Here is a 26772-nt window from a genome sequence, read left to right on the forward strand (position 1 = left end):
ACTCACAGGCGTGCCGTCAGACACGGCGCCCCTCCCAGCGGATCCTGAGTCCTGCCCCCAAACGTCCTCTCCTCGAAATTGCGTAGAAACACGCTCTGCCAACATTGGGAAACAAAGCCACGGTACAGTGGTGTGCATACAAGGGTGCCAGCGGATGCGCTTCACCGCGCGGTGCCTCCGGAACCAGGGACAGGAGAAGAGGCAGTATGGCCACAGACAAGGTCTCAGAGGAATACGGGAGCCTGCTGTTCACCGACAAGGACATGCAGGAGCGCCTTCCCAAACCCACCTACAAGAAGCTCATGCAGGTAATCAAGGACGGCGAGCCCCTCGACATCGACATCGCCAACGAGGTCGCCCACGCCATGAAGGACTGGGCGCTCGAGAAGGGCGCCACGCACTACACGCACTGGTTCCAGCCGCTCACGGGCATCACCTCGGAGAAGCACGACAGCTTCATCACCCCCACGGACGACGGCTCCATCCTCATGACCTTCTCCGGCAAGGAGCTGGTCCAAGGCGAGCCCGACGCCTCGAGCTTCCCCTCCGGCGGCCTGCGCGCCACCTTCGAGGCCCGTGGGTACACCGTGTGGGACCCCACCAGCTCCGCCTTCATCAAGGACGAGGTCCTGTGCATCCCCACGGCCTTCATCTCCTACACCGGCGAGGCGCTTGACAAGAAGACGCCGCTCCTGCGCTCCGAGGTCGCCCTCGAGAAGCAGGCCAAGCGCCTTCTCGCCCTCTTTGGCCAGGAGCCCCACCGCGTCTACACCACCATCGGCCCCGAGCAGGAGTACTTCCTCATCAAGGAGGAGGACTACCAGGCGCGCCCCGACCTCGTCCTCACCGGTCGCACGCTGTTTGGCTGCGAGCCCGCAAAGGGCCAGGAGCTTGAGGAGCACTACTTCGGCGCCATCCGCCCGACAGTCAACGAGTTCATGAAGGAGCTTGACGACGAGCTCTGGAAGCTGGGGATCCCGGCCAAGACCAAGCACAACGAGGTCGCACCGTCCCAGCACGAGCTTGCACCCATCTTCGAGAAGGGGTCGCTCGCCATCGACGACAACCTCCTCACCATGGAGAAGATGAAGCTCATCGCCTCCCACCACGGCTTGGTCTGCCTGCAGCACGAGAAGCCCTTCAACTACGTGAACGGCTCCGGCAAGCACAACAACTGGTCTCTGTGCGCCGATGACAAGAACCTGCTCGAGCCCGGTGACGACCCCCAGGACAACCTGCAGTTCCTGGTGTTTCTCGCCTGCCTGGTTGCCGCCGTCGACGACCACGCCGACCTCCTGCGCATGTCCGTGGCGTCCGCCGGCAACGACCACCGCCTCGGCGCCAATGAGGCACCCCCCGCGATCATCTCCGTCTTCCTGGGCGACGCCCTCACCCCGATCGTAGACGCCCTCATCAAGAAGGAGCAGCCGGAGGCCCACGACCGCGAGACCATCGACCTGGGCATCCCGCAGCTGCCCGAGGTCCTGCGCGACAACACCGACCGCAACCGCACCTCGCCCTTCGCCTTCACCGGCAACAAGTTCGAGTTCCGCATGTGCGGCAGCCAGCAGAACCTCGCCGACCCCAACGTCGTCCTCAACACCGCCGTGGCCGAGCAGTGCGAGCGCTTCGTTGACTACGTCGCCGACCGCGCCGACGAGGGCTTCACCACCGTCGCCATGCGCTTCGTGCGTCACACCTTCCGCGACCACCAGCGCATCCTCTTCGACGGCAACGGCTACTCCAATGAGTGGGAGGCCGAGGCGGCCCGCCGTGGCCTGCCCAACCTCAAGACCACGCCGGATGCCCTGCCTGCGCTCACCAAGCCCGAGAACATTAGGTTCTACGAGAAGTACGGCGTCCTCAGCGAGACCGAGGCCCACGCCCGCTACGTCGCGAAGGCTGAGCAGTACGCAAAGCTCTTGAACATCGAGGCCAACACCATGGTCTACATGACGCGCCACATGTACCTGCCCGCCCTCTTTGACTACTCCGGAGACATCGCCACAAGCGTCGCGACCAAGGCCGAACTTGGCATTGACGCCAAGGCCGAGAAGAAGATGGTGACCACGCTCACCGACGGCATCAACGCCATCTCCGACGCCGTGGACGACCTTGAGGCCAAGGACGCCCAGGCTAGGGCGCTGGAGGACCCGCAGGCTTCCAACGACTGCTACCGCGACGTCGTCATTCCCGCAATGGCTGCGCTGCGTACCGCCGTCGATGAGATGGAGAAGGTCTGCGGCCACGACTACTGGCCGGTCCCCAGCTACAACAAGATGCTGTTCTACGTGTAGTTGACGCACATATCAGCGCTTGGTTGCTCTTGGTTGCTGGAACGCCCTGGTGCCCCCGGGGGGATTTCCTCGGGGCACCCTTTTCGTGGGGCGGAAGGCGCTCGGCGGGCGAGGCAGGCTAAACGTTCGGGATTTCCGAGCTCCCATAATCTAGCCGTGGGATTTCTACGGTTAGGAGGGTTTAACCGGCGAGAAAATCCTTAACTGTCCGAAAGGTACGGCACCGAGCCGGAGGCGTACGCACGAGGGCGCTTCTCTGCCAATCTCGTCCGTCTGAGGGGTCGCTTGTCAGAAAACTACGGTCGTGAGTACGCACGATGAAACTTTTCTGCCAGTGCGCCAGCGTTTTCCCAGTTGGGCGAGAAGGCCATGGCAGAGGTTACCACTTATGCGTACGCACGAGGGTACTTCCCCGCCAAACCATGCCCCCCAGGATGCCCATCTGGCAAATGGTTCCCCTCGTGCGTACGCACGATGGCACTTCTCTGCCAACCTTACCCTTCTGGAAGCCCTACCAGGCAGAAAGCTGCGGTCCAGCGTACGCACGATGGAACCTCCCTGCCAGCGCTCCGGCGTTCCCCAAGAAAGCCTCACCCGAGGTGGCAAACCCCGGTTGTGTGTACGCACAACCGGGGCCTGCTGCCAGACGGCAAGGGGGCTTCTCGCCAGGCCCTTCTGCTACGGTACTTGCTCTGCTACACGGTCTTGTTGTCCTTGGGCATGCGCACGCCATCCACGATGCGAACGATGCCCGCATAAACCAGAGCCACGCCGCAGAGGACCATCGTCATCCCCGCCATGGCAAACGGCGATAGCATGACCATGATGCCAAGGACCACCGCGAGCACGGCACCTGCCATGGCGGCACTGGAGCCGCTCACGCCCAGCACTCGCAGGGCGTTGGCACCAAGTAGCGAGTTGATGCCCGCGACCATCACGAAGACGCCGAGCAGGATGAAGATCCACGCCACAAAGAATCCGGGCCAGTTAACGATGAGAAAGCCAAAGAGCAGCTCAAGGATGCCGAAGTAAAGGTCGGTCGAGGAGAGGATCGCATTGCGCTGAGTGAAGGCGCCGATAAGAGACGCAACGCCCATGATGACAAGGACCCAGCCGATTGTAAGCGTGATGGTCAGCGTAGCCTGACCAGGGTTAGAGAACATGATGAAGCCTAGAATGACCATCACCACACCGCTGAGGATGGTTCCCAGCTTCGACCTTGTAAATTTAATCTCCATGTTCATCCTCCAGCTACGGCGTCTATATTCTTACGCCTATTGATACCCAGACCCAAATCCACCAAAACAGCAGGGGTCCGCACATTCCTGCACGGGCCACCTGCACGGCATTCATCGCATCGCGCCCAGCGCTATAGTGCGTGGACGTCACCCCTCGTGAAGCTCACAAAGGCGTCATCCCCCACCTCGTAGACCTTGTGGGTCTTGGGGTTGAAGTCCTGGATCTTGACGAGGGTGTTGCCGACCATGACCTGGTAGTTCTGGTAGCTGCCCATAAAGCGGGAGAGCGTGACCTTGCAGCGGAGCACGCCCTCGTCGGCAAGCGTTGCCGCCTCCGGACGCAGAACCAGGGCGATGCTGTCGCCCACGTTGTGGGAGGCAACGCCATCGACCTCAACGCTGTGCCCCTCGATGGTTGCGACGCCGGAGTCACCGTCCTTCTCGGCCAGCTTGCCGCGTAGGAAGTTGGACTCGCCGATGAAGTCGGCCACGAACTCGTCGACCGGGCGATAGTAGACGGCGTGCGGGTCTCCCACCTGGTCGATCACGCCGCGCTTCATGACGATGATCCTGTCCGCGATGGCCATGGCCTCGGACTGGTCGTGCGTGACGTAGACGGCGGTGATGCCCGCCTCCTGCTGGATGCGGCGCACCTCGGTGCGCATCTCAACGCGGAGCTTGGCGTCGAGGTTCGAGAGCGGCTCGTCGAAGAGCAGGACCGAGGGCTCGATGACCAGGGCGCGTGCCAGGGCGACGCGCTGCTGCTGGCCGCCGGAGAGCTGGTTGGTCATGCGGTCCTCCATGCCCTCAAGGCCAACCATGCCCAGGATGCGCGTGACCTTCTCGCGTATCTCCTCGGCAGGGAGCTTGCGGATCTTTAGTCCATATGCCACGTTGTCGAAGATGTTGTAGTGTGGGAGCAGGGCGTAGCTCTGAAAGACCATGGCCGTGTCGCGCTTGTTGGGCGTGAGGTCGTTGATGGGCTCTCCACCCAGGTAGATCTGGCCCTCGTCCGGGCTCTCGAACCCGGCGATCATGCGCAGGATGGTCGTCTTGCCGCAACCCGAGGGGCCCAGCAGCGTCACGAACTCGCCCGGCACCATCTCGAGGTTTGCATCGCGGACGGCGTAGAAGTCCTTCTTCGTCTTTGGGTCCTGGTAGATCTTGGAGATGTGCTCAAGGCGCACACCCTTCTTCTCCTTGGCCATGGGCTATTCTCCCTCGCTCTTGGCATTGATCTTTGCGCTGGTGCCAAAGTGCTTGATGAACACGTTCATGAGCATGACGGCGGTGTAGGTGACGATGATAAGGATCGTGGCAAAGGCGCAGGCTATGCCATAGGCGCCCTTCTCGGCGTACTCGTTGATCTGCACGGTGATCATGAGCGTCTGCGGCGTGACCAGAAGAATGACCGCCGAGATTGCCGTGATGGAGCGCACGAACGCAGTCACGAGCCCGGAGAGGAACGAATCCTTGATGAGCGGCAGCGTGACGGTCATGAAGACCTGGAGGCTGTTGGCGCCCATGTCGTAGGCAGACTCCTCGATGGACTTGTCGATCTGGCGCAACGCCGAGATGCCGGAACGGGTTCCGGTGGGGAGAGACCTCACGATGAACACGATGACGAGAATGGCTGCCGTTCCGTAGAGTCCCTGCATGAAGCCAGTGTGGAAGACGCCGCTCGAGAAGCCGCGGATGAAGCCGACGCCAAGGACGGTCCCGGGGACCGCCATGGCGAGCATGGAGACAGACTCGATGAACCCACGCCCGGGGAAGCGACGCTTCACGACGAGGTAGGCGATCACCATCGAGAGGAGCGCCGTGAGCGGTGCCGCTACGAGCGACAGGCCAAACGAGTCGGCGAAGGCCTCAAGGCCGTGATGGAGCGTGAAGACCTGGATGAACCACTTTGGCGTGAGCGAGTAGTCGTAACCCCACGTCTTGAACAGGGCGCCAAACGGCACGCAGATGTAGAGGGCCACGACAAAGATGGCAACTGCACCGCAGAGGACGGCGAGCGGGATGCGCACGGAGTTGTCGGTGATGAGCATGCGGCCGCGTGCCGCCTTGCCGGTGAGGGTCGCCGTGCTCTTGCGCTCGAGCACGTACTTCTGGACGATGAACATCACGAGCGTGATGCCGAGGAGCACGCAGGACATGGCAGAGGCGCCCTGCTTGTCGTAGGCACCCGTAATCTGCAGGTAGATGGACGTGGCGAGCGTATCGTACGAACCGCCGATGATCATGGGGTTCGCAAAGTCGGCGATGGATTCCATGAAGGAGACGAGAAACGCGTTGCCCATGCCAGGCAGAATGAGCGGCAGTGTGACGCTGGTGAAGACCTTCCAGCGAGAGGCACCCATGTCGCGCGCGGCCTCCTCGAGCGAGGGGTCGATGTTTCTCAGGAGCCCACGGAACATCATGTAGCACACCGGGAAGAACGTGAGCGTCTGGACAAGGGCGATGCCCCAGAACCCGTAGACGTTGTTGTCGTAGATGCCCAGCAACGTGCGGGTGACAAGCCCCGCCTTGCCAAAGAGGAGGATGACCGAGAGCGACAGCACGAACGGAGGAGAGACGACCGGCAGCATGGAGACGAGCTTGTAGAGCCCGCTCATGAGGCGGGACTTGAGGTTCACGTAGACCTCGACGTAGGCAAAGAGCAGCCCGATAAGGGTGGCCACAACACCCACGAAAAGCCCCAGCACAAGCGTGTTCGTGATGGCCGTCTCGAAGGCCGGCATCGCAAGGACACGCTGGAACACGGAAAGCGTGGGGCCAGACTCCCCCACCACTGCATCAACGAGCAGGATTGCCAGCGGATACAGGATGAACAGCGTCAGAAACACAATCAGGACGATGATCGTGGTGACGAGTATGGGATCGGCAAGCAGCTTCCTCTGGTCCAGCCGAGTACTTTGACCTCGTGCCATGGCATCTCTCCTCTCGTTTGACACACTCCGCCCCGAGGCGCAGCGCGCTCGGGGCGGAGGGCAAGTGCTACTCGGTCTGGAAGCGGTCGTCACCACCGCCGAGGGCATTCATGATGTCCGCGACGTACTGCTCGGTATTCTCCTTGGCATCATCGAAGTTGTAATCCATGACGTTGTTGGGATCGAGGCCATACTCCTCGGCCACGGCAGGCTGCTTGGCATCATCGATAACGAGGAACTGATAGGCCCCGACCTCTTGCGCGCGCTCGACGCACTGCGGCGAGAGGGCATACTCGATCCAGAGCTTGGCGGCGTTCTCGTGTTTGCAGCCCTTGAAGATGGCAGTTGCGCCAACCTCGTAAGAGGCGCCTGAGGACGGAATCACGAGGCCAATGTTGTTGTAGCCGTTGTCGACAATCTGGTAGATGGCATCATGCAGGAAGCCAATGCCGATGGTGCACTCGCCGGTACCTACGTTCTTGGACGGGCCGGAGCCACTCTTGGTATAGACCTGCACATTCTTGTCGAGGTTGACAAGATACTTGATGCCCTCGTCGTGCCCGTACTTCTGGATGACCGTGTTCAAGATGAGCTTTGCCGTACCGGCGGTGTTGTAGTTGGACATCCAGATGAGGTCCTTGTACTTCTCGTCGAGAAGGTCCGGCCAATCCTGTGGAGCGTCGAGGCCCTTGCGCTCAAGCTCGTCCTTGTTGTAGAAGAAGCCAAGAATGCCCTTGTAGATGCCGTACCAGTTGCCATCGGCATCATGGAACTTGTCAGAGATGAGATGGGAGGAGTTCTTGGCCTCGTAGGGTTCAAGGATGCCCTTGGTCACGGCGACGTTATACGGGTCGGTGGTTCCGCCGAACCACACGTCGGCAGACGGGTTGCCGTTCTCCTCCTCGACCTTGGACTCGACCTCACCCGTGGAGAGGCGCTGATAGGAAGTCTCGATGCCGAAGAGTTCCTGGAAGTGCTGGGCGCAGGCGGCCACGTGCTGCTCCTCGCAGGAGCCGTAGACCACAAGCTCGCCGTCCTTCTTGGCAGCCTCGATCACGTCCTCGCTTGCGATGCGGGACAAGTCGTCGGAGCCGCCGCTTGAGCTGGTATCGGTACCGCTCGAGCTTTGGTTGGATGAGCTCCCACCGCATGCCGTAAGGCCGAGGCCGGCCGCGGCGATAGCAGACGTGCCGAGAAACTCCCTGCGAGATACGTTCCTCATATGACACCCCATTCCAACGAGCCCTCCCAAGGCCCGTTACATCGCGCCGTGGGCAGGCCACGGCTCTCCCCGTACTGGGCAACGTTGTCCAGCCACTGCCATAGCTTTACACTTTCTTGATTGATTATCTAAAGTAATCGACGAACGGATGCGAGGAGCGCTCCCAAGTGGCATGGCGTACGATGCCACGCAGTGCCGGGTTATCAAGGCTTGCGCCCGAGGAGGAGCGCGAAGACGCAGCAAACGGCAGTCGTAAGCCCAATGACGCACATAGCAAAGGCGAGGTCAACCACCTGCGCACGCAGCGAGACGCCAATGACAAAGGCGTCGACTGCGGTGGCGATGGCCTGCACGAAGAGGACCCAAAGGGTAAGCTCGCCCTTTGCGGGCGCAGGCTCGCAGCCACGGCAGGCACGAATGGAGGCCACGCCCTCACACACCGTGTTGCCGCCAATGATGCCGAGAATCACCATGTCACGGTGTTCGCATAGCCCTCGATGGAATCGGCGGCGACAACGCCCAAGAAGTAGCCCGCCGCGGGCATGAGAGCCTGGAACAGCCCAAAGAACGCCGGCATGAGCGCAAGCCTAGACATGCGCTCGTCTCTGTAGGCAAAAGTGTTAGAGATTGTGACCGAGAATGCGTCTGCAGAAAGGGCAAGACCGAGCAGGACGATCTCAAGCAAGCTCACTATAGCTCCTTGTTGGCAGGCAACAAACGAGCCCTCAATGCTACCTAAGCAATCCCAACGCAGGGCACCGCTCGCCGCACTCCCCAAAATACACAAGTTAGATTATCCTAAAGGCTTGATTTGCATCTGTCGCTGGACCAATGCCTTGGCCCGAGCACCATATATCCAAGGAGTTCGAACATGCCCGCCCTGATAACGCACCACATCTTTGGCGAGGACGCCGCGCGACGCCTACCCGAGGGTCTCATTGACGGCGAGGAGGAACTTCTCGCCTTCCTTCTGGGAAACGAAGGTCCCGACCCCTTCTTCGTGCGCTTCTCCACCATCCCAGCCCGTGTCGAGGCGTGTCACCACCTTGCGCACGACATGCACAACGGCCACATCGCAGAGGCATTTGCCGACATTCGGTCTTCAGTGGGGCGCCTCCCCGTTGAGGACGAGGGCATTGGCAAGGCGTTTACGCTGGGGCTTCTTGGCCACTACGTGTTGGACCGCACGGCACACCCGCTTATCTACGCGCAGCAGTATGCCCTGCTCGAGCAGCCCGGCCTCTCTGATGCGTCTCAGGAGATGCACGCAATCATCGAGAGCGACATCGACTCCTGGACCCTCTGGGAGAAGCGCCACGTCACCGTCTTGGAGCACGCCCCCGCCTCGGACCTCATGCGCACCGCACGCATCGAGCGCGTGGGCGGAACAATCTTCTCGCAGGTGGCGTTTGCCGTGTTTGGGCTCAACGTTGGCCCCGAGGAATACGGCGCCTCCGTGGCCAACTACCAGTGGGTCTATCGCAGGATCGAGCCGGCAGGCTCTTCCAAGACGAGGCTCATCGGCACCGTTGAGCGCCTGGCGCGCCCCCACTCCATGGCCGAGGCCTTCGCCCACCGCGTGACCGAGTCGGACGAGTGCGCCTCCGCCAACCTCGAGCGGCGCGAGTGGGTCAACCCCTTCACAAGCGAGAAGAGCCACAAGGGCTTTGCCGACCTCTTCGAGGAGGCGCTCTCGACGTATCCGCAGATGGCAGAGGCGTTTGTGCGCGGGGATATGAAGCGCTTCGACCAGCTTGTGGGCGGCATCAACTACGACGGGCGACCCTTCTGATATGTAGCTCTTTCTGCCTACAATACAGCTGTCTATCTGCGCCAGCCGGGGAGCTCCATGCGCGTCATCAAGAGTATCAACAACAACGCCGCCATCTGCGAGGATGGCAAGGGACGCGAGCTCATCGCTCTCGGCACCGGCATCGGCTTTGGAGCCGTCCCGCGCGAAGTCTCGCTCTCCGACATCACGCGCACGTTCTATGGCGTCGATCCCAAGTACCTGGGGCTTGTAAGCGAGCTTCCCGAAGACGTGCTCGAGTTCGCAGCCCAGCTCGCAGACCTTGCCCGAACGAGCCTCTCCTACGAGCTCTCGCCGAACCTCCCGGTCACGCTTGCAGACCACATCTCCTTTGCAATCAAGCGCGCTCGTGAGCATATGATCGTCGAGATGCCGCTCGCCTTCGACGTGCAGCAGAGCTACCCTGCCGAATACCGTCTCGGCGAGATGGCAGTTCACGGCATCGAGCGCACATTTGATGTGCGCCCTCCCCGTACGGAAGCGGTCGGCATCGCCCTCTCGATCGTGAACAGCGCCATCTCTGCAAGCGCACGCGACACAAGGCGCCAGAAGACGACGGAGTGCCTGATCGAAGGCAGCACGAAGATCGTTGAGCAGAGGCTCCACGTCTCAGTCGGGCGCGATTCCTTCGACTACGCCCGCTTTGCGACCCACATGCGCTACCTCATCGGCAGGCTCCTCTCAGGCGAGCGGATCTCTTCCGGCGCGGCAATCCTTCTGCCCGAGCTCGAGGAACGCTATCCAGAGATAGCAGCCACAGGAAATGCCGTGGCGAATTTCCTGGAGAAGAGCCTGGACAAGAGACTCGACGAGGAGGAGCGGGTCTACCTGATCCTCCATGTGAATCGCGTCTTCGAGCGGGAGACAGCAGAGAAAGCCTAGCCAAACTGCCGTTTGCGGCAGAAATCATACCGTTCACGCTCTGCGGTCCAGCATCTTCAGCCTCTCTGTCCTATTCTCAGCCCTGCATTGGGTGCTACGCACTGGACTTGGCTCCACGAGGCATTACCAAGGCTGGGACGCACAGGCTTTCTGTGTGCCCTGCTGCTCTGGTATGGCTCGAGGGGCTTTTTCATGCCTATAACTCCCCGAGCCAGCTGCCCGGAGGAAGGCGCCTTCTCCTGAGACACCAGAGCAGAGACCTGCATCCAGCTCACTGAGGGGGAAGACATGGCTGACAACGAACAGATCGCCAAAGAGGTCCTCGACGCAATCGGCGGCAAGGACAACGTCACGAGCATCGCGCACTGCATGACAAGACTGAGGATCAACCTGAAGGACGAGTCGGTTCCCGACGACGAGAAGGTCAAGGCAATCAAGGGGGTGCTTGGCTGCCAGTGGTCGGGCGGCCAGTATCAAGTCATCATCGGGCAGAACGTGCCGAAGGTCTATGATGCGATCGTGAAGCTCGGCGTCTCGGCGGGTGGCTCTATCGACGAGAACCTCGATGCCGATGCACCGAAGGAGCCTTGGAATGCCAAGCGTGTTGGCAAAGCAATCCTCAACTATCTCAGCAAATCGATGGTGCAGCTGATTCCTCTGATGATGGTAGCCGCTCTTTTCCGTACCATTGCTGCCGTTTTCGGTCCGTCAATGCTGAATCTCTGGGCCGCAAACTCTGACATCTATAACCTTTTCTACAACTGGCTGTATGATGCTGGCTTCTACTTCATGCCCGTTGTTCTTGGCTGGTCCGCAGCAAAGACATTGGGCGCCAGCCCGGTTCTAGGCATGATGTTGGGAGGAGTCCTCATCGCTCCCGAGATGATGACCACAGTGAGCTCCGGTGCTGCTACGACAACGGTTTATGGCCTGCCTGCCATAGTAAATAACTACAGCTCAACTGTTCTGCCAATCATTCTGTGCGTTCCCGTGATGTGGCAGGTCGAGAAGTTCTTCAAGCGTGTCATCCCCGACATGCTTTCTACGATGTTCGTTCCGTTCCTTACGATGTTTGTCATGGTTCCGGTGTCTCTGTGCATCCTCGCACCCATCGGCTCTGTTCTCGGCACACTGCTCGGCAACTCCCTGTTTGGTCTGGGCAGCCTGGGCGGCCTTCCGACCATCATCGCTCTGGTAGTTGTTGCAGCTCTCTGGGAGTTTCTCGTTATGACTGGCATGCACCAGGTCCTTATTGCTCTTGCGCTGGCAAACATGGCAACCGGAACGCCCGATGCTTGCATCATGATTGCAGGTTCCATGGCATCCTTCGCTTGCTATGGCATGGCACTTGGTGCCTTCCTGCGCCTGAAGGATCCTGACGATAAGGCAGAGAATCTTGGCTTCTTCGTCTCTGCGGTGGTCGGCGGCGTCACTGAACCTGTTCTCTATGGCTGCGGCATGAAATACATGCGCCCCTTCATCGGCCTCATCGCAGGAGGTGCGGCAGGAGGCCTCGTAGCAGCACTGTTCGGTCTCAAGGTATATGTCGTCAGCAACGCCAGCATTATTTCGCTCCTAGGCTTTGTTGCTGGTGGCACCTGGAATGTCATAGGCGCCGTCATCTCGATGCTCGTTGCGGTTGTCGTAACCGCTGCAGTCACGTATTTCTTCGGCTTCACCAAAGAGCAGCTTGAAGCCGACAGGCAGGCTGCTGATGCAGCTGCTGCCAAGAAGGCAGCACTCAAGGCATAAGATGGAATCAGCGAGACAGCGAAGAAGGGATGATGGAGCATGAAGCGCCTGCTTCTGAGAGCTGACGATCTGGGATACAGCTACGCCGTGAACCTTGGCCTCGTACGTGCCGTGAAGGAAGGCCTCATCTGTTCGGTAGGACTCATGCCTAACATGCCGGAAGCTGAGCGCGGACTCTCCTGGCTCAAGGGAGAAGACATCGCGATCGGCCAGCACACGAACGTCTGCCTCGGCACGCCCTGTGCCGACCCTGCGACAATTCCGAGCCTCGTGGACGAGAATGGCCAGCTCAAGAGCAGCGGGACCTTCCGCCAGGGCTTCAAGGAGGGCATCGACTTCGTCGACTACGACGATGCCATGCGCGAGATCGAGGCACAGCACGACCGCTTCGTCGAGATTGTCGGGCGCGAGCCCGACTACTTCGAGGCGCACGCGGTCATGTCGAAGACGCTAAGCCGGGCCATCTCGGATGTCGCGGCAAGGCACCACTTGAGGGAGCAGAAGGCCTCCTTCGACCCTGAGAACCATGTGCTCTGCGGCGCGACCGAGGTCCGCATGCTCTGCGAGGACATGCTCCCGTTCGAGGAATACCATCCCACTGACTTCATCCGCCGCACTGTGGAGGGCATGAAGGACGGCGAGACAGACGTCATGGTATTCCATCCGGGATACCTCGATGCCTATATCCTCGGCCACTCCTCCCTCACCGTGAACCGCACAAAGGAGGTCGATGCCCTCATCGACCCCGATCTCAGGGCCTGGCTCGAAGCGCAGCAAGATCTTGAGCTCATCGACTATCGGGATATCGCATAGAGACTGATACCAACACAGTGAGAAGGGAAGGCGGTCCTGTCATTGGACAGGACCGCCTTCCTCATGCCACTCCAGCACATCAATCAGATTCCTGCTTCCGCCCTGGCGCAAGCGTATAGCGTGCATAGCGTCTGTCGCTATGCTTCATCAGCACTTCAGCATCTGTCAGCTGCTGAAGTATCTCTCGGGCTCGTCGGGCACTAAGACCAAGAGCTCTAGCAACCATAGAAGCGCTAATTTCTTTATTCTCATCGAATAGTGCAAGCATCACGTTCATTCTATCGGCGGCTATCGGCGGTCTATCGGCGGCCTATCAGTGATAATGACATCATCACCGCGCAAAATGGCCTCGAATTCATCTGCGGTAGGACGACAGAAGTTCACCCTAATCGTATTGCCCATATCGATGAATTCTGGCGCTCTGAGATCGTATGCAACCGTATCGCTGATGACGCGTGGGGACCGCTACCCCAGCCTTCAATGAGCTTCATATACCGGAATGCCTGTGCCAATGCCTTGTTCCGGCACTCGGAGCGTCCGCCTAGGGCCTGCTTGAGTGTAAGGCCTCCTTGGCAGGCTGCCAGGAGATGAGATCTCGAGCCTGTCATCATAGAGCGCTACCTGCACATTGCCAGAACTGAGATAGTTCCTGTGCAGCACAGCATTCGTGATGACCTCACGGATAGGCCAGAGCGGCGGTTCATACACATCTCTTCTGACAGGCTCGCTGAGGTCTGCCCCAAGATTGAGCTTTGCCTTTACCCAGTTGAAGGCCTGCTCTATCTGCCCAGCCAGATTGCCTTTGAACTCCCTGCCTATTCAGAAAGACAGGCCTGCTCGTCGGGGATGCCCTGCACCTCATGGGTCTTGTCGTCGACGCTGAGGCACAACAATCCCAATTGCTATGTCTGGAGCCAAATCAGCTCGTCTAGCGGCGTCTGCCCCCCTTCCGCATCGTCACTACCAGAGGCTCCACCCGTACCCGTGGGCCTCGTCCATTCGGATGGCTCCTCGAGCCATGTCCCCGTGGGCTCATCGAGCTCGGGCGAGCCCTTCTCGACGCCATCCTCCATCCAGAGGAGCTTGTCGGGCTCGTCCGGCGTCTTCTGCGCGGGCCAGAGAAGGCCATCCCGGCCAGCCGCGACTTCGGCATGCCGGGCTCCTCCCCTCTTGAGCCAGAGATACCTTTCTCGCATCTCGGTCATCCTGAGTGGTGCGGACGAGGCGTGCGACATTGCCTTTCCTCCAATCGGGAACGAGACATGGTAGAGGCGGGCGCGCAAAAGGTGCCCGCAAGCGCTCGGCCGGCCCTTTTTCGGAGCCGGCCGAGAGACACGCCCTAGAGCCCCAGCTCGGCAGCAAGCTCGCTGGCGCAGGCAAGGCCGTCAGAGATGGCCGTGACCACAAGCGACGATCCGGAGCGTGCGTCACCAGCAGCAAAGACCGGCACCTTGCCATCGCTCACGGTGCGATGAGAGCCCGCGGAGACGAGCTTGGGCCTCACGCCACCGCGCAGCTCCTCGGTCGCGACGCCAAGCGCGTCGTAGACCGAGGCCTCGGGACCCGTGAAGCCCATGGCGAGAAGGACCAGCTGTGCGGGAACCTCGCGCTCCGTGCCCTCGATGGGCTCGGGCTTGCCATGCGACCAGTCGAGAGAGACCACGCGAAGGCCACGGATGCCGCCCCTATCGTCCTCAAGCACCTCGAGGGTGTTGGTGGCCCAGGAACGCGGGTCTTCTCCCTGCACGAGCTTGGCCTCGACCTGGCCGTAGTCGGTCTTCTTGGTGTTGGGCCACTCGGGCCACTGGTTGGAAGCCACACGCACCTCGGGAGGGGCCGGCAGGAACTCCAGCTGGCGGACGCTCTTGGCGTGCTGGCGCAACGCCGTGGCCACGCAGTCGGTGCCGGTGTCGCCGCCACCGATGACCACCACGTCTTTGCCGGCAGCGCTCACCGCAGGCGTGTCTGCATGGCCGTCGAGCAGGGCCTTGGTTTGTGCCATGAGATAGTCCACGGCAAAGGCCACGCTGGGGTTCTCGGCACCGGGCACGCGCAGGCCGCGTGCCTGGGCGGCACCGGCAGCGACCACCACGGCATCGAAGCCCGCAAGCTCAGCCGCGACCTCGGGCGACGTGGCGTCCACGCCGCAGCGAATCTCGATGCCGCTCTTCTCCATGAGGTCAAGCCTGCGCCCGACAACCTCCTTGGGGAGCTTCATGTTGGGGATGCCATACATGAGCAGGCCGCCTGCACGGTCGTGACGCTCGAGGAGCGTCACGCGGGCACCGCGACGCGCCAGCTCCCACGCGGCCGCAAGGCCAGCGGGCCCAGACCCAACCACGGCAACGCGGGGCGCACCCTCGGTGGCAGGCGCAAGCGGCGCAGGGCCGCCGGCGGCCCACTCGTGATCAGAGATGGCGCGCTCGTCGTCCTTGATGGTGGTGGGGTCGTCCTCAAGACCCAGGTTGCACGCCGCCTCGCACAGAGCCGGGCACACGCGACTTGTGAACTCGGGAAGCGGGTTCGTGAGCGCAAGGCGCTCAGCGGCGTCGGTCCACAGGCCTCGCCACATGAGGTCATTCCACTCTGGAATCAGGTTGTGCAGCGGGCAACCCGAGCTTCTCGCCTTGCCAAACGGGAAGCCCGTCTGGCAGAACGCCACGCCGCAGTACATGCAGCGGCTTGCCTGCGAGCGCTGGTCCTTCTCGTCCAGCGGCACCGCAAACTCGTCGAAGTCCCTTATCGTCTCGGCCGCGGTCCTCTCGCCGTGGGTGACCCTCCCGAGGCCGATGTACGCTCCGACCTTGCCCATGGCACTACCTCCCGTTCCTCATGGTCTCGAAGGCGACCTCGACCGCCTCGTTGTGGGTCTTTCCCGCGGCCTCAGCGGCCTCGGTGAGCTCGAGTGCAACCTCGTACTCGTGCGGGATGACCTTCACGAACTTGTCCTTGATGTCATCGAACATGTAGAGCATCTTGATGCCGCGCGGGCTCTTGGTCCTTCTCGCATGCTCCTCGATGAGGGCGCGGATGGACTGGAAGTCGCGCTCGGTGGGGCGCTTGAGCCCTACCATGTCGGTGTTGCAGCGGCTGGGAAGCGTTCCGTACTCGTCGTAGACGAAGGCCATGCCACCGCTCATGCCCGCGGCAAAGTTGATGCCAACCTCGCCAAGGATCAGTGCCACTCCACCCGTCATGTACTCGCAGCCGTGGTTGCCCACACCCTCGCAGACGATGGTGGCACCGGAGTTGCGCACGCCAAAGCGCTGGCCCGCCAGGCCGTTGATGAAGCCCTTGCCGGTCGTGGCACCGTAGAAGGCGACGTTGCCAATGGAGACGTTCTCATCGAACTTGTACGTGGCGCCAGATGAGGGTGCAACGGTGAGCACGCCGCCGGAGAGCCCCTTGCCAAAGTAGTCATTGGCATCGCCGGAGATGTTAATCGTGATGCCGGCGGGCAGGAAGGCGCCAAAGCTCTGGCCACCGGAGCCCTCGCAGTCGATGGTGATGGAGCCCTCCGGCAGCCCCTCCGGGTGCGCACGGGTGACCTCCGAGCCCAGCATGGTGCCAACGCAGCGGTTCACGTTGGCAATGTCGGCATGGAAGTGCACGGGGGCGAGCGTGCGGCGCGCGGTCTCGGTGTAGGGCACGAAGAGCGTCGAGTCCAGGGTGCTGGAGAGCCCGTCGGCAGGCCCCATCTCGGGCAGGAAGTGGCGGGCGGCAGCACCGGGGACGCTCTTGCCGTACTCGTTGGTCGCGCTTGCGAGGACGGGCGACAAGTCGATGGTGTTTGCCTTCCAGTTGCCCGGAACCTTGACCTGGCGCAGGCACTCGGGGTGCCCCACCATGTCCCGGACCGTGCGGAAGCCAAGCTCGGCCATGATGTGGCGAAGCTCCTCGGCCACGAGATACATGAAGTTGACCACGTGCTCGGGCTTGCCGTGGAAGCGGTTGCGAAGCTCGCAGTTCTGCGTGGCGATGCCCATGGGGCAGGTGTCGGTGTGGCAGTCGCGCTGCATGAGGCAGCCAAGCGCGAGCAGGACAACCGTGCCAAAGTCAAAGACCTCGGCACCGAGAAGTGCCGCCACGGCCACGTCGCGGCCATCCATGAGCTTGCCGTCGGCCTCGAGCTCCACGCGAGAGCGCAGGCCGTTTCTCAGCAGCGTCTGCTGGGTCTCGGCAAGCCCAAGCTCGAGCGGCAGGCCCGTGTGGTAGATGGAGTCGCGCGGAGCGGCGCCGGTGCCGCCGTTGGCGCTCGAGACCAAGATCTTGTCCGCACCGCCCTTGGCGACGCCAGTGGCAATGGTGCCCACGCCTGCCTCGGAGACGAGCTTGACCGAGACCTTTGCCTTGGGGTTGGCATTCTTGAGGTCGAAGATGAGCTCGGCCAGGTCCTCGATGGAGTAGATGTCATGGTGCGGCGGTGGCGAGACAAGGCCCACGCCAGGCGTGGAGTGGCGCACCTTGGCAATCCACGGCCAGACCTTGGTGCCGGGCAGGTGCCCGCCCTCGCCGGGCTTGGCGCCCTGGGCCATCTTGATCTGGATCTCCTCGCCGGAGACAAGGTATCGGCTTGTCACGCCAAAGCGTGCGGAGGCAACCTGCTTGACCTTGGAGTTTGCGGAGTCACCGTTGGCAAGCGCGGCCTCGCGGTCGGGACTCTCGCCGCCCTCGCCCGTGTTGGACTTTGCGCCAATGCGGTTCATCGCGATGGCAAGCGCACGGTGCGCCTCATCGGAGATGGCGCCAAAGCTCATGGCGCTGGTCTCGAAGCGCTTCACGATGGAGTCTGCGCTCTCGACCTCGTCCAAGGGCACAGGACCAGAGGCCAGTGGCACGAACTCGAGAAGGTCGCGCAACATGATGGTGCGTCCCTCGGGGTGCAGCGCCTTCGAGTATTCCGAGAAGAGCTCGGGGCTGTTCTCGCGCAGGGCACGGTGCAGGAGATAGATGACCTGCGGCGTGATGATGTGCTCCTCACCGCCAAGCGGACGCCATTTGGTGATGCCCGAACTGGCAAGCTGCGTGGGAGCGGGCGTCTTGAGCAGCGCCAGCGCCTCGTCATAGCGTTCGTTGCACTCGCGCTCGACGCCGTCCTCGTCAAGGCCTCCCACACGCGAGACGGTACCCGTGAAGCAGCGGTCAACAAAGCCCTGGTCAAAGCCAATAACCTCGAAGATCTGCGCAGAGTGGTAGCCCTGCATCGTGGAGATGCCCATCTTGGACATGATCGAGACGATGCCGGCGTTGACCGCGCAATCGTAGTTGGAGACGCCCTCCTCGGCGCTCACGTCTAGGGAGCCGTGCTCCGCGAGGGCGCGGATGCACTCATGCGCCATGTAGGGATAGATGCCCGAGGCGGAGTAGCCCACGAGCGTGGCATAGTCGTGCGGGGTGATTGCGTCACCGCACTCGACCACAAGATCGGCCTTCATGCGGATGCTGCTGCGAATCATGTGGTTGTGGACAGCCGAGACCGAGAGCAGGGACGGAATGGGCACCTGGCCCTCGCCCGCGCGGTCAGAGATGACCACCACATTGACACCGGAGCGCACGGCCTTCTCGACATCCTTGCACAGCGACTCGAGCGCAAGCTTGAGCGCGCCCTCCCCCACCTCACGCGGATACGTCGCCGAGAAGCACGCGGCGTGGAAGCCCTGGCGGTCGAGCGTGGCGATGCGCTCGAACTCGTCCCTGGTAAGGATGGGGTCGTCCAAACGGAGCAGCTGGCAGTTCTTGCGGGAGTCCTCGAGCATGTTGCCGTGGTTGCCCAGGTAGAGCACAGAAGACGTCACGAAGCTCTCACGGAGCGCATCGATGGGCGGGTTCGTGACCTGCGCGAAGAGCTGGTTGAAGTAGTCAAAGAAGGAACGCGGACGGGCAGAGAGCACGGCGAGAGGGACGTCGGAGCCCATCGAGGCCAAAGGCGGCTTGCCGGTGTTGGCCATGGGACGCACGGCTTCCTCGACGTCGTCGAAGTGGTAGCCGTGACGGGCGAGACGCTGCGTGAGCGGCACCTCGGCGTCAATGTCCTCAAAAGGGCTCTTCTCGCCCTTGGCAAGGTCACCCACCGAGAGGGTCTCCTCATCAATCCAGTCGCGGAAGGGCTTCTGCGAGGCAAAGCGTGCTTTGATCTCGTCGTCCCAGATGATGCGCCCCTGCGAGGGGTCAACCACGAACATCTGTCCGGGGCCAAGCGAGCCCGTCTGCAGAATCTCGTCGGGCTCGACCGCCAGGGCGCCTGCCTCGGAGGCAAGGATCAGGCGGGCGTCGTGCGTGACGTAGTAGCGTGCCGGGCGCAGGCCGTTCCTGTCGAGTGCAGCGCCGGTAATGCAGCCGTCGGAGAAGGCGATGGCAGCGGGACCGTCCCAGCTCTCGGTGAGCATGGACTGGTAGCAGTCGTAGGCACGACGCTCGTCGGAGAGCTGCTTGTTCTTGTCCCACGGCTCGGGAAGCAGCATCGTGACGGCGCGCGAGAGGGGCCTGCCGTTCATGGTGAGGAACTCGAGGACGTTGTCCAGGATGGCGGAGTCGGAGCCCTCACGATTGATGACGGGCATCACGCGGCCGAGGTCCGCACCAAGCACGGGCGAGTAGAACTCGGACTCACGGGCACGAATCCAGTTGACGTTGCCGCGCAGGGTGTTGATCTCGCCGTTGTGGACGATGTAGCGGTTGGGGTGCGCGCGCTCCCAGCTGGGGGTAGTGTTGGTGGAGTAGCGGGAGTGCACGAGGGCAAGCGCGGACTCTGCCGCGGCGTCGTTCAGGTCCAGATAGAAGTTACGCATCTGGGTGGCGACGAGCATGCCCTTGTACACGATGGTACGCGAGCTCATGGAGCACACGTAGAAGATCTTGCCCTCGAGCGCATGGTGGGCACTCGCGGCCTTCTCGATGGTGCGGCGGCACACGTAGAGCTTGCGCTCGAACTCGTCACCCGCGGGGACATCCGCCGGACGGCCAAGGAAGGCCTGATAGATGGTGGGCATGCAGGCAAGTGCCGTATCGCCCAGGTCATGCTGGTCGATGGGCACCTCACGCCAGAAGAGCAGGGGCACGCCCTGCTCGGCACAGCCCTCCTCGAAGACGCGACGCGCCACCTGGGCACCCTCTGCGTCTTGTGGAAAGAAGACCATGGCCACGCCATACTCGCCCTCATCCGGAAGGAGGTGTCCGTACTTCTGGGCCTCCTTGCGGAAGAAGCGGTGCGGAGTCTGGAACAGGATGCCAGCGCCATCACCGGTATTTCTCTCCAAGCCCTTGCCGCCTCGATGCTCGAGGTTAACGAGCAGCGTGAGGGCGTCATCGAGCAACTGGTGCGACTTCTGGCCCTTGAGGTGAGCAATCGCGCCAATGCCGCAGGCGTCGTGCTCGAACTCCTCCCGGTACAGGCCCTGACCGGCGCTGGTGTCCTTGGCCACCTGGTTGGATGCCATGTATTCCCCTCTCTAAGCACCCGCGCATGCGGGCGTACCATGCGAGGCGCCCGTCACCTTCCCGCGGGAGCCCTACGTACCGATGGCAGTCTATGCTGGGTGTGTTTCATCAAGAAAAACTCGGACAGGTTGCTTCCCAACATACACACACCCGAAACGCACTCGAAAAATGGGCAGGTGAGTGGATGAGACAAGGGGACAGTCCCCCCTGTCTCACTGGCAGAAAGTCTCGCTCGTGCGTACGCAGGATGATGCATTCCTGACAGCCGGGGAGTCGCGGCTGGCGGGACAACCGCCGCACCCCTCTTCACCCGCCCATCGTTCATCGCCCTTCTGAAACCGGGTCTGCGCTTGGCCGGTTGGCGAGGGATGCGTTTCAGAAAATGCGATGGACTCCGTAAGCGCGGCCCGGCACCCCGCCACCCGCAGCGTAGTCATCCCACTCGATGCAACCACACGCCGAAGTGGTGCCGAAAACGCCCTCAAGACGATGGATGCTAACCCACAGGGAATCGTGGGGAGAGGTGGGTTGCCATGCCCGAGCATCACATCACCGGCACCGGCAGGCTTTTAGACGAGGAGGGCTGCCTGAGGGAGCCCGGCTGGACCACGCGGCCGCCCTTCACCTACGACCACGCAGACATCCAAGCGCCGCCATGGCGCATCAAGGATTGGGACTATTACCTCATAAACGACAAGCACTACGCCGTGGCGCTCACCTTCAGCGACCTGGGATACCTGGGGCTTGTCTCGGCATCGGTCATGGATTTCGCGGAGAAGGCCTTCAAGACCACCTCTGAGCTCGTGCCGTTGCCCATGGGGTCAATGGGCCTTCCCGCAAGCTCCGATAAAGGGGACATCTCATGGGAGAACCCCCTATGCCGCGTAGACTGGCGCCACGTGGGCAACATGCGGCGTCTCTCGTTTTCCATGCGTGACTTTGACGAGGACGCGGGCGAGGACCTCGAGGTGGAGGTCCTGCTCGACCGGCAGCCGCGAGACTCGATGGTCATCTGCACGCCATGGGACGAAGACCCCCACGCCTTCTACTACAACCGCAAGATTATTGGCATGCGCGCATGGGGAGGCTTTCGTCGGGGCGGCCTCTTCCACGAGTTCCCGCGCGACGACTCGTTTGGCCTTCTGGACTGGGGGCGCGGCGTGTGGACAAACGAGAACACCTGGTATTGGGCAGCGGCGCAGGGTCGCCAAGCCGGGCACGTGGTGGGCCTCAACCTGGGCTACGGCTTTGGCAATACGCAGGCCGCCAGCGAGAACATGGCCTTCGTAGACGGCATAGCCCACAAGCTGGGACGCATTGACTTTGGCATCCCCGTGGGCGAGAACGGCTACGAGTACCTCTCACCCTGGCACATGACCGACGACGAGGGCAGGCTCGACCTTGTCTTCTCACCGGAGATCGACCGTACCGACAACACGAACCTCATCGGGCTCATCGTAAGCCGCCAGCACCAGGTGTTTGGGACGTTCAGCGGAACCGTAGTGCTCGACGACGGCAGGCCACTCTGCGTCACGGGGCTGCGCGGGTCCGCCGAGCACATCTACAACAAGTACTAGGGTGCGTTTGGGCGAGAAGGCTGGCCTCCTCGCCCCAGTCCTGGCGGCGCTCCTACCTAAAGACCGTCATGAGCAGCGTCGATGCCACGATGATTGCCAGGCCCGCAAGCGAGCGCTTGGTATAGGTCTCTTTGAAGACCGCCGCCGAGAAGGCCATGGACACCACGATCGACAGCTTGTCGATGGGCACCACGACGGAGACCACGCCGGTCTGGATGGCGTAGTAGTAGCAGAGCCACGAGGCGCCCGTAGCCACACCGGACAGGCAGATGAAGAGCAGCTCGTGACGGTCGATGCCGCAAACCTCTCCCATCTTGCCACGCATGCCGACAATGACCCACGCCATGACCAGCACAAAGCAGGTACGAATGGCGGTTGCGAGGTTTGACTCCACGCCCTCTATACCCACCTTGGCAAGGATCGATGTGAGTGCGGCAAAGACGGCCGAACCTATGGCATACCACTTCCACGATTGCCCCCGGACGTCGTGGTCCTGCCGCTTGCGCTCGACCATCATGAGGGTGCCCACAAGGATTCCTGCACACCCCACAAGCTTTACAGCAAGGTGGTTCGCCTCGCCAAACAACACGATGGCGAGAAGCACCGTGAGCACCGTCGAGCACTTGTCAATGGGGACGACCTTGTTAACGTCGCCCATCGAAAGGGCCTTGAAGTAGCAGATCCAGCTTGCACCGGTCGCAAGACCGGAGAGCGCCAGGAAGAGAAGCGAACGGGACGTCACCTGCCCGATGGTGGGAATTGAGCCCACCATGCCCGCCATAAGCCATGCGAACGCCAGGACGACGACGGTGCGCAGCGCCGTTGCGACGTCGGAGTCGGTGTGCCGTATGCCGCACTTGGCAAGGATCGACGTGATGCCCGCAAAGAGAGCGGAGCCAATGGCAGCCAGAATCCACATAGGACACGAGCCCTTTCCGTCCAAACGGACCAGCCAGCAGGTAATGCTAGGCCTTCTCGCCTGTGTGCTCAACCGCACCGCGCTCGGTCTCGTCACGTTCGGAGCGGTCGTCATGGCCACCCGTCTCGGCGAGAAGCCCCCGGCGCGCAGCCTCAAGGTCGTCAAGCTGCTCATCGGGAAGCTCCGGGTAGTGCGGGTCACAGCCCTCGAGCGTGTGAACGATAGCCTCCGAGACGAGCCAGCGCGCATAGAACTTCTGGTCTGCCGGGATGACGTACCAAGGTGCCTCCTTGGTGGCCGTGCGGTCGATGCAGCGCTCGTAGGCGTCCATGTACTTGGGCCACAACTTGCGCTCGGCCACGTCGGACGAGGAGAACTTCCAGTTCTTGGACTCGTCGTCGATGCGGTCGAGAAAACGACGACGCTGCTCGGCACTGCTTACGTTGAGGAAGATCTTGAGGACGCGGTAGCCGTTCTCCCAGAGGTAGCGCTCGAAGTCGCGGATCTGGCGGTAGCGCTGGTCGAAGAAGTCGTCTTTGGGTGTATCGAGCACACGTTTGGGCATGTGGTAGGTCTTCTGGAGATCGTGCACTCGTACCACGAGCACGTCCTCGTAGTAGCTGCGGTTAAAGAGGCCAATGCAGCCGCGGCGCGGCAGCCTGGTTGCGGCACGCCAGAGGAAGTCATGGGCAAGTTCCTCCGAGGAGGGCTGCTTGAAGCTTGCGACGGTAACGCCCTGCGGGTTTATGCCACTCATCACGTGCTTGATGGTGGAATCCTTGCCAGCGGCGTCCATTGCCTGCAGGATGACGACGACGCCCTCGCGACCCTCGGCGTAGAGCTTGTCCTGGAGCTCTGCCATGCGCTGCGTGTTTACCTCGGTGAGGGCCTCGAAATTGGGTCGGAGCCCCTTCTCCACGTGGACGTCTGCGGGGTAGTCATCAAGCTTGAAATGACCCGACCCGTCAAACCTGTAGTCCTTAAGCTCCTGGAATTCCATGCGGATGCATCTCCTCATGCACTTTTGGCCAGCGCTTGCATACCGTCTCTCTACGTACCCGATAAAAGGTTGATTAACGCGCGGAACTGCGCAGCGCATCCTCCTCACGCATAAATGCGGGCATGGAACCCGTATTGGCGGCGGCTGCGATGTCAAGAAGCGCACTTGCTACGGAGTCCTCGGCCACCGGCCCAATATGCCAGCGTGCGGCAGCCACGACCTCGGGAGAGGCGTTCGAGATGGCGACGGAGTTGGGAACCCCCCTCGATGATGGGCAAATCATTCTCCGAGTCGCCAAAGACGCAGACCTCATCGAGACCTATGCCCAGGTGCTCCATCAAGACCGCGAGTCCGGACATCTTGGAGATGCCCGTCGGCGGGATGTCCAGCGTCGAGGATGTGGGGCTGGGAAAGACGAAGTCGAACTCGGGGAAGTCTCGCGCGAGGCTCTCGCGCAGCGCCTCCATGTGGGCACGCGAGTGGTTGCTGTGGATGTTGGCCTTCACATGGGTGCCTGCCGGGACATGCGCGGACGTGAGGTGGAATGCGTGGAAGGCCTTGGGATGGCATGCGATTTCCTCGTCCGTGACGCCTACGCAGACGTCGCAATCCTCGCGCTCGTTGCCATAGACGGTAAGCGCAGTGCGCTCACAGCGATGGCCGCATCCGACGCGCGACCCTGACCATAGGGGATCAGGGTGTTGTCAAGGTCTGAGAGTGCCAGGCGAATCACGGTAGCCCCCTCTGCCTGTGCGCTGTCTGTCGAGAAGAGCATGCGGCAGCAAGGGCTGATGTGATGGGGGGCGCAAGTGGCCTTGGCGGCCATGCGCGCAACAAAAAACTGCCAAACTACACGCAAAAGTGAGGATATGAAGGTTATGTTCTGACTTAGAGAGAATTCTGGCGAATTGAACCTGTCGAATACCCCCAATGAATTACCGCCAACTGGGAAAACTCTCGCGGTGCAGGGCGGAACTCCGGCGCACATGCACCCCTGATGACCCCATGCCCTTCAAAACCTCAATTCTGTGTGCAGTTTTGGCATTTCTTCTTGCGCAAACGTTGTCCGAAGCCATCTAGATGTCGGCCAGGGCCCGGTAACGCTGCCGACCCGCAAAAACGTCCCGCTGCTGAAGTCATCCGACAATGGCAGCGGGGCGACGAGCGCGTTAGCACGAGAAGATCGCAGACACCTACCTGGCAGCGCTGACGGGCTCCTTCTTCTCGTTGAGCTCCTCCTCGATTTTGGCATCAAGCTCGGCGTCCTTCTCGGCAAGCATCTTGGCCTTCTTGTCGACATCCATCATAGAGATACTGTCCTCGTAGACCTTCTTGCCCGTGGGATGCTCCTCGGCCCAGATGCGATCGCCCTCGGGAGCCCACTTCTCGGCATATTGGGTCGTGCGAGCGCACAGATGGTCAACGTCCTCCGGGGAGGTGTACTCCGTGGACTTGGCGTTGGCATCGTGAACCATCTCGGGCAGGACCTCGGGGTTCTCGAGCATCGGGCAAGGGCGCAGCATGTTGTCATTCCAAGGCCAGTGGGAACGATACTCCTGGAAGATGGGCTGCTGCAGGCACTCGAGCCAGCTCTTCTCGTGAATGTTGGCGTTGGAGTAGTGAATGAAGACGCAGGGCTCAACATCGCCGCGGGCATTCACGTGGCAGAACACGCGACCGCCAGCGATGCAGCCACCAACAAACTCACCATCGTTCTGGAAGTCCATGGCCATGATGGGCTTGCCGCCCTCGTAGTCACGAATCTTGCGGATGCGGTCGATCATGTACTCGCGCTGCTCGATTGTTGGCATGAGGTCGGCGTTGGCGCCCTCGCCGACCGGCATGTAGTGGAAGTACCACTGCCACAGTGCACCATGTTCGAGGATGAAGTCGTAGTACTCGTCAGAGGTGACATCCTCGACGTTCTTGCGCGTGTAGCAGGTGGAGATGCCGAAGGGCACGCCGTTGGCGGTCATGAGGTCCATGGCACGAACGACCTCGTCGAAGGAGCCGTCGCCGCGGCGGCCATCGTTGGCGGTCTTGAAGCCCTCGAGCGACATCGAGAAGACGATGTTGCCAAGGCGCTTGCAATCGTCGCAGAGCTGCTGGTCGATGAGTGAGCCATTGGTGAAGAGGCCAAAGATGCAGTCATCGTGCTTCTCGGCAAGGCGGACGACGTCCTTCTTGCGCACCAGGGGCTCGCCGCCGGTCATCATGAAGAAGTGCGTGCCAAGCGCCTTGGCCTCGGTGACGAGACGGTCCATGTCATCGAACGAGAGGTTGAGCTTGTTGCCGTAGTCGGCCGACCAGCAGCCGATGCAGTGCTTGTTGCAGGCGCTCGTGGGATCGAAGATGATGATCCAGGGCACGTTGCACTGGTGCTTCTCGGCAGACTGCGTGGTCTCACGCAGACCGCGGAAGGCGGACTCGTAGGCACCATTCAGAACGGCAACCTTCAGGATGTGCGGATCAACGCGATCCCTCACCAGCTGGATAAGGAAGTTCTCCCACTTAGAGCCAGGATAGAACGCTTTGCCAAGAGAGTTTGCCATGTCTGGCGCGGTGTCGGCGAGGAGCCTGCCGCCCATGTCCAGGAATTTGTTGATGGCCTCCTCGGGATGGTCTCCCCTCACGCCCTTGATGACCTGGTCGATAACAACACTAAATGCCTTGCGTTCAGCTGCGTGCGCGATTTTCGACTGCATAACCGTTCCTTTCGCCTAATGGCGGCGGTCGAAACCCCTTCGACCGATGTGTCACACTTCTCGTGGATGGTCAAATATTTTGACTTAGATTTGAAAAAAATCAACCCGTATCAAGAAAGTCTGAAGAACCGTTAACACTCGAGGCGAGAAAGGCGTGGGCACGGCCCTGACAGCAGGCCGGCATCGT

General features: G+C 61.5%; 18 protein-coding genes and 1 pseudogene. 6 read left to right on the plus strand and 13 right to left on the minus strand.

Annotation, left to right across the window (positions count from 1 at the left end; translation table 11 throughout):
- Nucleotides 1-206 precede the first annotated feature (206 nt).
- Nucleotides 207-2297 (plus strand): glutamine synthetase III, encoded by a 2091-nt coding sequence (locus E0E00_RS11060; RefSeq protein WP_130812550.1) that lies wholly within the window; start codon nucleotides 207-209, stop codon nucleotides 2295-2297.
- A gap of 695 nt (nucleotides 2298-2992) precedes the next feature.
- Here the strand turns inward: E0E00_RS11060 and E0E00_RS11065 are convergent.
- From E0E00_RS11065 to E0E00_RS11085, 5 genes and pseudogenes are all read right to left on the minus strand, one after another.
- On the minus strand, nucleotides 2993-3535 hold the full coding sequence (locus tag E0E00_RS11065; RefSeq protein WP_165443676.1) for an HdeD family acid-resistance protein: 543 nt from the start codon (nucleotides 3533-3535) through the stop codon (nucleotides 2993-2995).
- A gap of 131 nt (nucleotides 3536-3666) precedes the next feature.
- Nucleotides 3667-4743 carry an ABC transporter ATP-binding protein gene (locus E0E00_RS11070; RefSeq protein WP_130812552.1) on the minus strand — a complete coding sequence of 359 codons (1077 nt, stop codon included), beginning with the start codon at nucleotides 4741-4743 and terminating at the stop codon, nucleotides 3667-3669.
- 3 nt (nucleotides 4744-4746) lie between these two features.
- The gene (locus E0E00_RS11075) at nucleotides 4747-6468 is read right to left on the minus strand and encodes an iron ABC transporter permease (RefSeq protein ID WP_130812553.1); all 1722 of its coding nucleotides are present in this window, start codon (nucleotides 6466-6468) and stop codon (nucleotides 4747-4749) included.
- Between the two features lie 67 nt (nucleotides 6469-6535).
- On the minus strand, nucleotides 6536-7690 hold the full coding sequence (locus E0E00_RS11080) for an extracellular solute-binding protein (RefSeq protein ID WP_130812554.1): 1155 nt from the start codon (nucleotides 7688-7690) through the stop codon (nucleotides 6536-6538).
- Between the two features lie 203 nt (nucleotides 7691-7893).
- A pseudogene (locus E0E00_RS11085) lies at nucleotides 7894-8285 on the minus strand (manganese efflux pump MntP family protein).
- 276 nt (nucleotides 8286-8561) lie between these two features.
- On the opposite strand from E0E00_RS11085, the gene E0E00_RS11095 reads away from it, so the two are divergent.
- From E0E00_RS11095 to E0E00_RS11110, 4 genes are all read left to right on the plus strand, one after another.
- On the plus strand, nucleotides 8562-9482 hold the full coding sequence (locus E0E00_RS11095) for a zinc dependent phospholipase C family protein (protein ID WP_130812557.1): 921 nt from the start codon (nucleotides 8562-8564) through the stop codon (nucleotides 9480-9482).
- A gap of 57 nt (nucleotides 9483-9539) precedes the next feature.
- On the plus strand, nucleotides 9540-10382 hold the full coding sequence (locus tag E0E00_RS11100) for a PRD domain-containing protein (RefSeq protein WP_130812558.1): 843 nt from the start codon (nucleotides 9540-9542) through the stop codon (nucleotides 10380-10382).
- Between the two features lie 288 nt (nucleotides 10383-10670).
- Nucleotides 10671-12134, plus strand: coding sequence for a PTS transporter subunit EIIC (locus E0E00_RS11105; protein ID WP_130812559.1), 1464 nt, complete (start codon nucleotides 10671-10673; stop codon nucleotides 12132-12134).
- A 39-nt stretch (nucleotides 12135-12173) separates the two neighbouring features.
- Nucleotides 12174-12947, plus strand: coding sequence for a ChbG/HpnK family deacetylase (locus E0E00_RS11110; RefSeq protein WP_130812560.1), 774 nt, complete (start codon nucleotides 12174-12176; stop codon nucleotides 12945-12947).
- A gap of 380 nt (nucleotides 12948-13327) precedes the next feature.
- Here E0E00_RS11110 and E0E00_RS15440 read toward each other — a convergent pair whose 3' ends face one another.
- The 4 genes from E0E00_RS15440 to gltB form a co-directional block, all read right to left on the minus strand.
- Nucleotides 13328-13558 (minus strand): ATP-binding protein, encoded by a 231-nt coding sequence (locus E0E00_RS15440; RefSeq protein WP_371683396.1) that lies wholly within the window; start codon nucleotides 13556-13558, stop codon nucleotides 13328-13330.
- A gap of 291 nt (nucleotides 13559-13849) precedes the next feature.
- Complete coding sequence (locus tag E0E00_RS11115; protein ID WP_130812561.1) at nucleotides 13850-14182, minus strand: hypothetical protein; 333 nt, start codon at nucleotides 14180-14182, stop codon at nucleotides 13850-13852.
- A 104-nt stretch (nucleotides 14183-14286) separates the two neighbouring features.
- On the minus strand, nucleotides 14287-15759 hold the full coding sequence (locus E0E00_RS11120; RefSeq protein ID WP_130812562.1) for a glutamate synthase subunit beta: 1473 nt from the start codon (nucleotides 15757-15759) through the stop codon (nucleotides 14287-14289).
- A 4-nt stretch (nucleotides 15760-15763) separates the two neighbouring features.
- A complete protein-coding gene (gltB, locus tag E0E00_RS11125; RefSeq protein ID WP_130812563.1) occupies nucleotides 15764-20383 on the minus strand; it encodes a glutamate synthase large subunit in 4620 nt (1539 codons plus the stop codon).
- 534 nt (nucleotides 20384-20917) lie between these two features.
- Between gltB and E0E00_RS11130 the strand changes: the two genes are divergently transcribed.
- Nucleotides 20918-21961, plus strand: a complete 1044-nt coding sequence (locus E0E00_RS11130; protein WP_130812564.1) for a DUF2804 domain-containing protein — start codon at nucleotides 20918-20920, stop codon at nucleotides 21959-21961.
- Nucleotides 21962-22013: 52 nt separating this feature from the next.
- Here E0E00_RS11130 and E0E00_RS11135 read toward each other — a convergent pair whose 3' ends face one another.
- The 4 genes from E0E00_RS11135 to E0E00_RS11150 form a co-directional block, all read right to left on the minus strand.
- On the minus strand, nucleotides 22014-22880 hold the full coding sequence (locus tag E0E00_RS11135; RefSeq protein ID WP_130812565.1) for an EamA family transporter: 867 nt from the start codon (nucleotides 22878-22880) through the stop codon (nucleotides 22014-22016).
- 46 nt (nucleotides 22881-22926) lie between these two features.
- Nucleotides 22927-23880 (minus strand): polyphosphate kinase 2 family protein, encoded by a 954-nt coding sequence (locus E0E00_RS11140; RefSeq protein ID WP_130812566.1) that lies wholly within the window; start codon nucleotides 23878-23880, stop codon nucleotides 22927-22929.
- A gap of 152 nt (nucleotides 23881-24032) precedes the next feature.
- A complete protein-coding gene (locus tag E0E00_RS11145) occupies nucleotides 24033-24347 on the minus strand; it encodes an HAD family hydrolase (RefSeq protein ID WP_130812683.1) in 315 nt (104 codons plus the stop codon).
- Nucleotides 24348-25073: 726 nt separating this feature from the next.
- Nucleotides 25074-26585 carry a radical SAM protein gene (locus tag E0E00_RS11150; protein WP_130812567.1) on the minus strand — a complete coding sequence of 504 codons (1512 nt, stop codon included), beginning with the start codon at nucleotides 26583-26585 and terminating at the stop codon, nucleotides 25074-25076.
- Nucleotides 26586-26772: the final 187 nt, after the last annotated feature.

The sequence above is a fragment of the Olsenella sp. Marseille-P4559 genome, assembly GCF_900605015.1.
In the GTDB taxonomy this organism is placed as follows: Bacteria; Actinomycetota; Coriobacteriia; order Coriobacteriales; family Atopobiaceae; genus Tractidigestivibacter.

What these genes read in the sequence shown, in the direction of transcription:
- E0E00_RS11135 (WP_130812565.1), bottom strand. Translation starts at nt 22,880, where the DNA reads ATGTGGATTCTGGCTGCCATTGGCTCCGCTCTCTTTGCGGGCATCACG.
- E0E00_RS11145 (WP_130812683.1), bottom strand. Translation starts at nt 24,347, where the DNA reads ATGGAGGCGCTGCGCGAGAGCCTCGCGCGAGACTTCCCCGAGTTCGAC.
- E0E00_RS11115 (WP_130812561.1), bottom strand. Translation starts at nt 14,182, where the DNA reads ATGTCGCACGCCTCGTCCGCACCACTCAGGATGACCGAGATGCGAGAA.
- E0E00_RS11095 (WP_130812557.1), top strand. Translation starts at nt 8,562, where the DNA reads ATGCCCGCCCTGATAACGCACCACATCTTTGGCGAGGACGCCGCGCGA.
- E0E00_RS11100 (WP_130812558.1), top strand. Translation starts at nt 9,540, where the DNA reads ATGCGCGTCATCAAGAGTATCAACAACAACGCCGCCATCTGCGAGGAT.
- E0E00_RS11110 (WP_130812560.1), top strand. Translation starts at nt 12,174, where the DNA reads ATGAAGCGCCTGCTTCTGAGAGCTGACGATCTGGGATACAGCTACGCC.
- E0E00_RS11120 (WP_130812562.1), bottom strand. Translation starts at nt 15,759, where the DNA reads ATGGGCAAGGTCGGAGCGTACATCGGCCTCGGGAGGGTCACCCACGGC.
- E0E00_RS11060 (WP_130812550.1), top strand. Translation starts at nt 207, where the DNA reads ATGGCCACAGACAAGGTCTCAGAGGAATACGGGAGCCTGCTGTTCACC.
- gltB (WP_130812563.1), bottom strand. Translation starts at nt 20,383, where the DNA reads ATGGCATCCAACCAGGTGGCCAAGGACACCAGCGCCGGTCAGGGCCTG.
- E0E00_RS11105 (WP_130812559.1), top strand. Translation starts at nt 10,671, where the DNA reads ATGGCTGACAACGAACAGATCGCCAAAGAGGTCCTCGACGCAATCGGC.
- E0E00_RS11150 (WP_130812567.1), bottom strand. Translation starts at nt 26,585, where the DNA reads ATGCAGTCGAAAATCGCGCACGCAGCTGAACGCAAGGCATTTAGTGTT.
- E0E00_RS11070 (WP_130812552.1), bottom strand. Translation starts at nt 4,743, where the DNA reads ATGGCCAAGGAGAAGAAGGGTGTGCGCCTTGAGCACATCTCCAAGATC.
- E0E00_RS11075 (WP_130812553.1), bottom strand. Translation starts at nt 6,468, where the DNA reads ATGGCACGAGGTCAAAGTACTCGGCTGGACCAGAGGAAGCTGCTTGCC.
- E0E00_RS11065 (WP_165443676.1), bottom strand. Translation starts at nt 3,535, where the DNA reads ATGGAGATTAAATTTACAAGGTCGAAGCTGGGAACCATCCTCAGCGGT.
- E0E00_RS11080 (WP_130812554.1), bottom strand. Translation starts at nt 7,690, where the DNA reads ATGAGGAACGTATCTCGCAGGGAGTTTCTCGGCACGTCTGCTATCGCC.
- E0E00_RS11140 (WP_130812566.1), bottom strand. Translation starts at nt 23,880, where the DNA reads ATGGAATTCCAGGAGCTTAAGGACTACAGGTTTGACGGGTCGGGTCAT.
- E0E00_RS15440 (WP_371683396.1), bottom strand. Translation starts at nt 13,558, where the DNA reads ATGATGACAGGCTCGAGATCTCATCTCCTGGCAGCCTGCCAAGGAGGC.
- E0E00_RS11130 (WP_130812564.1), top strand. Translation starts at nt 20,918, where the DNA reads ATGCCCGAGCATCACATCACCGGCACCGGCAGGCTTTTAGACGAGGAG.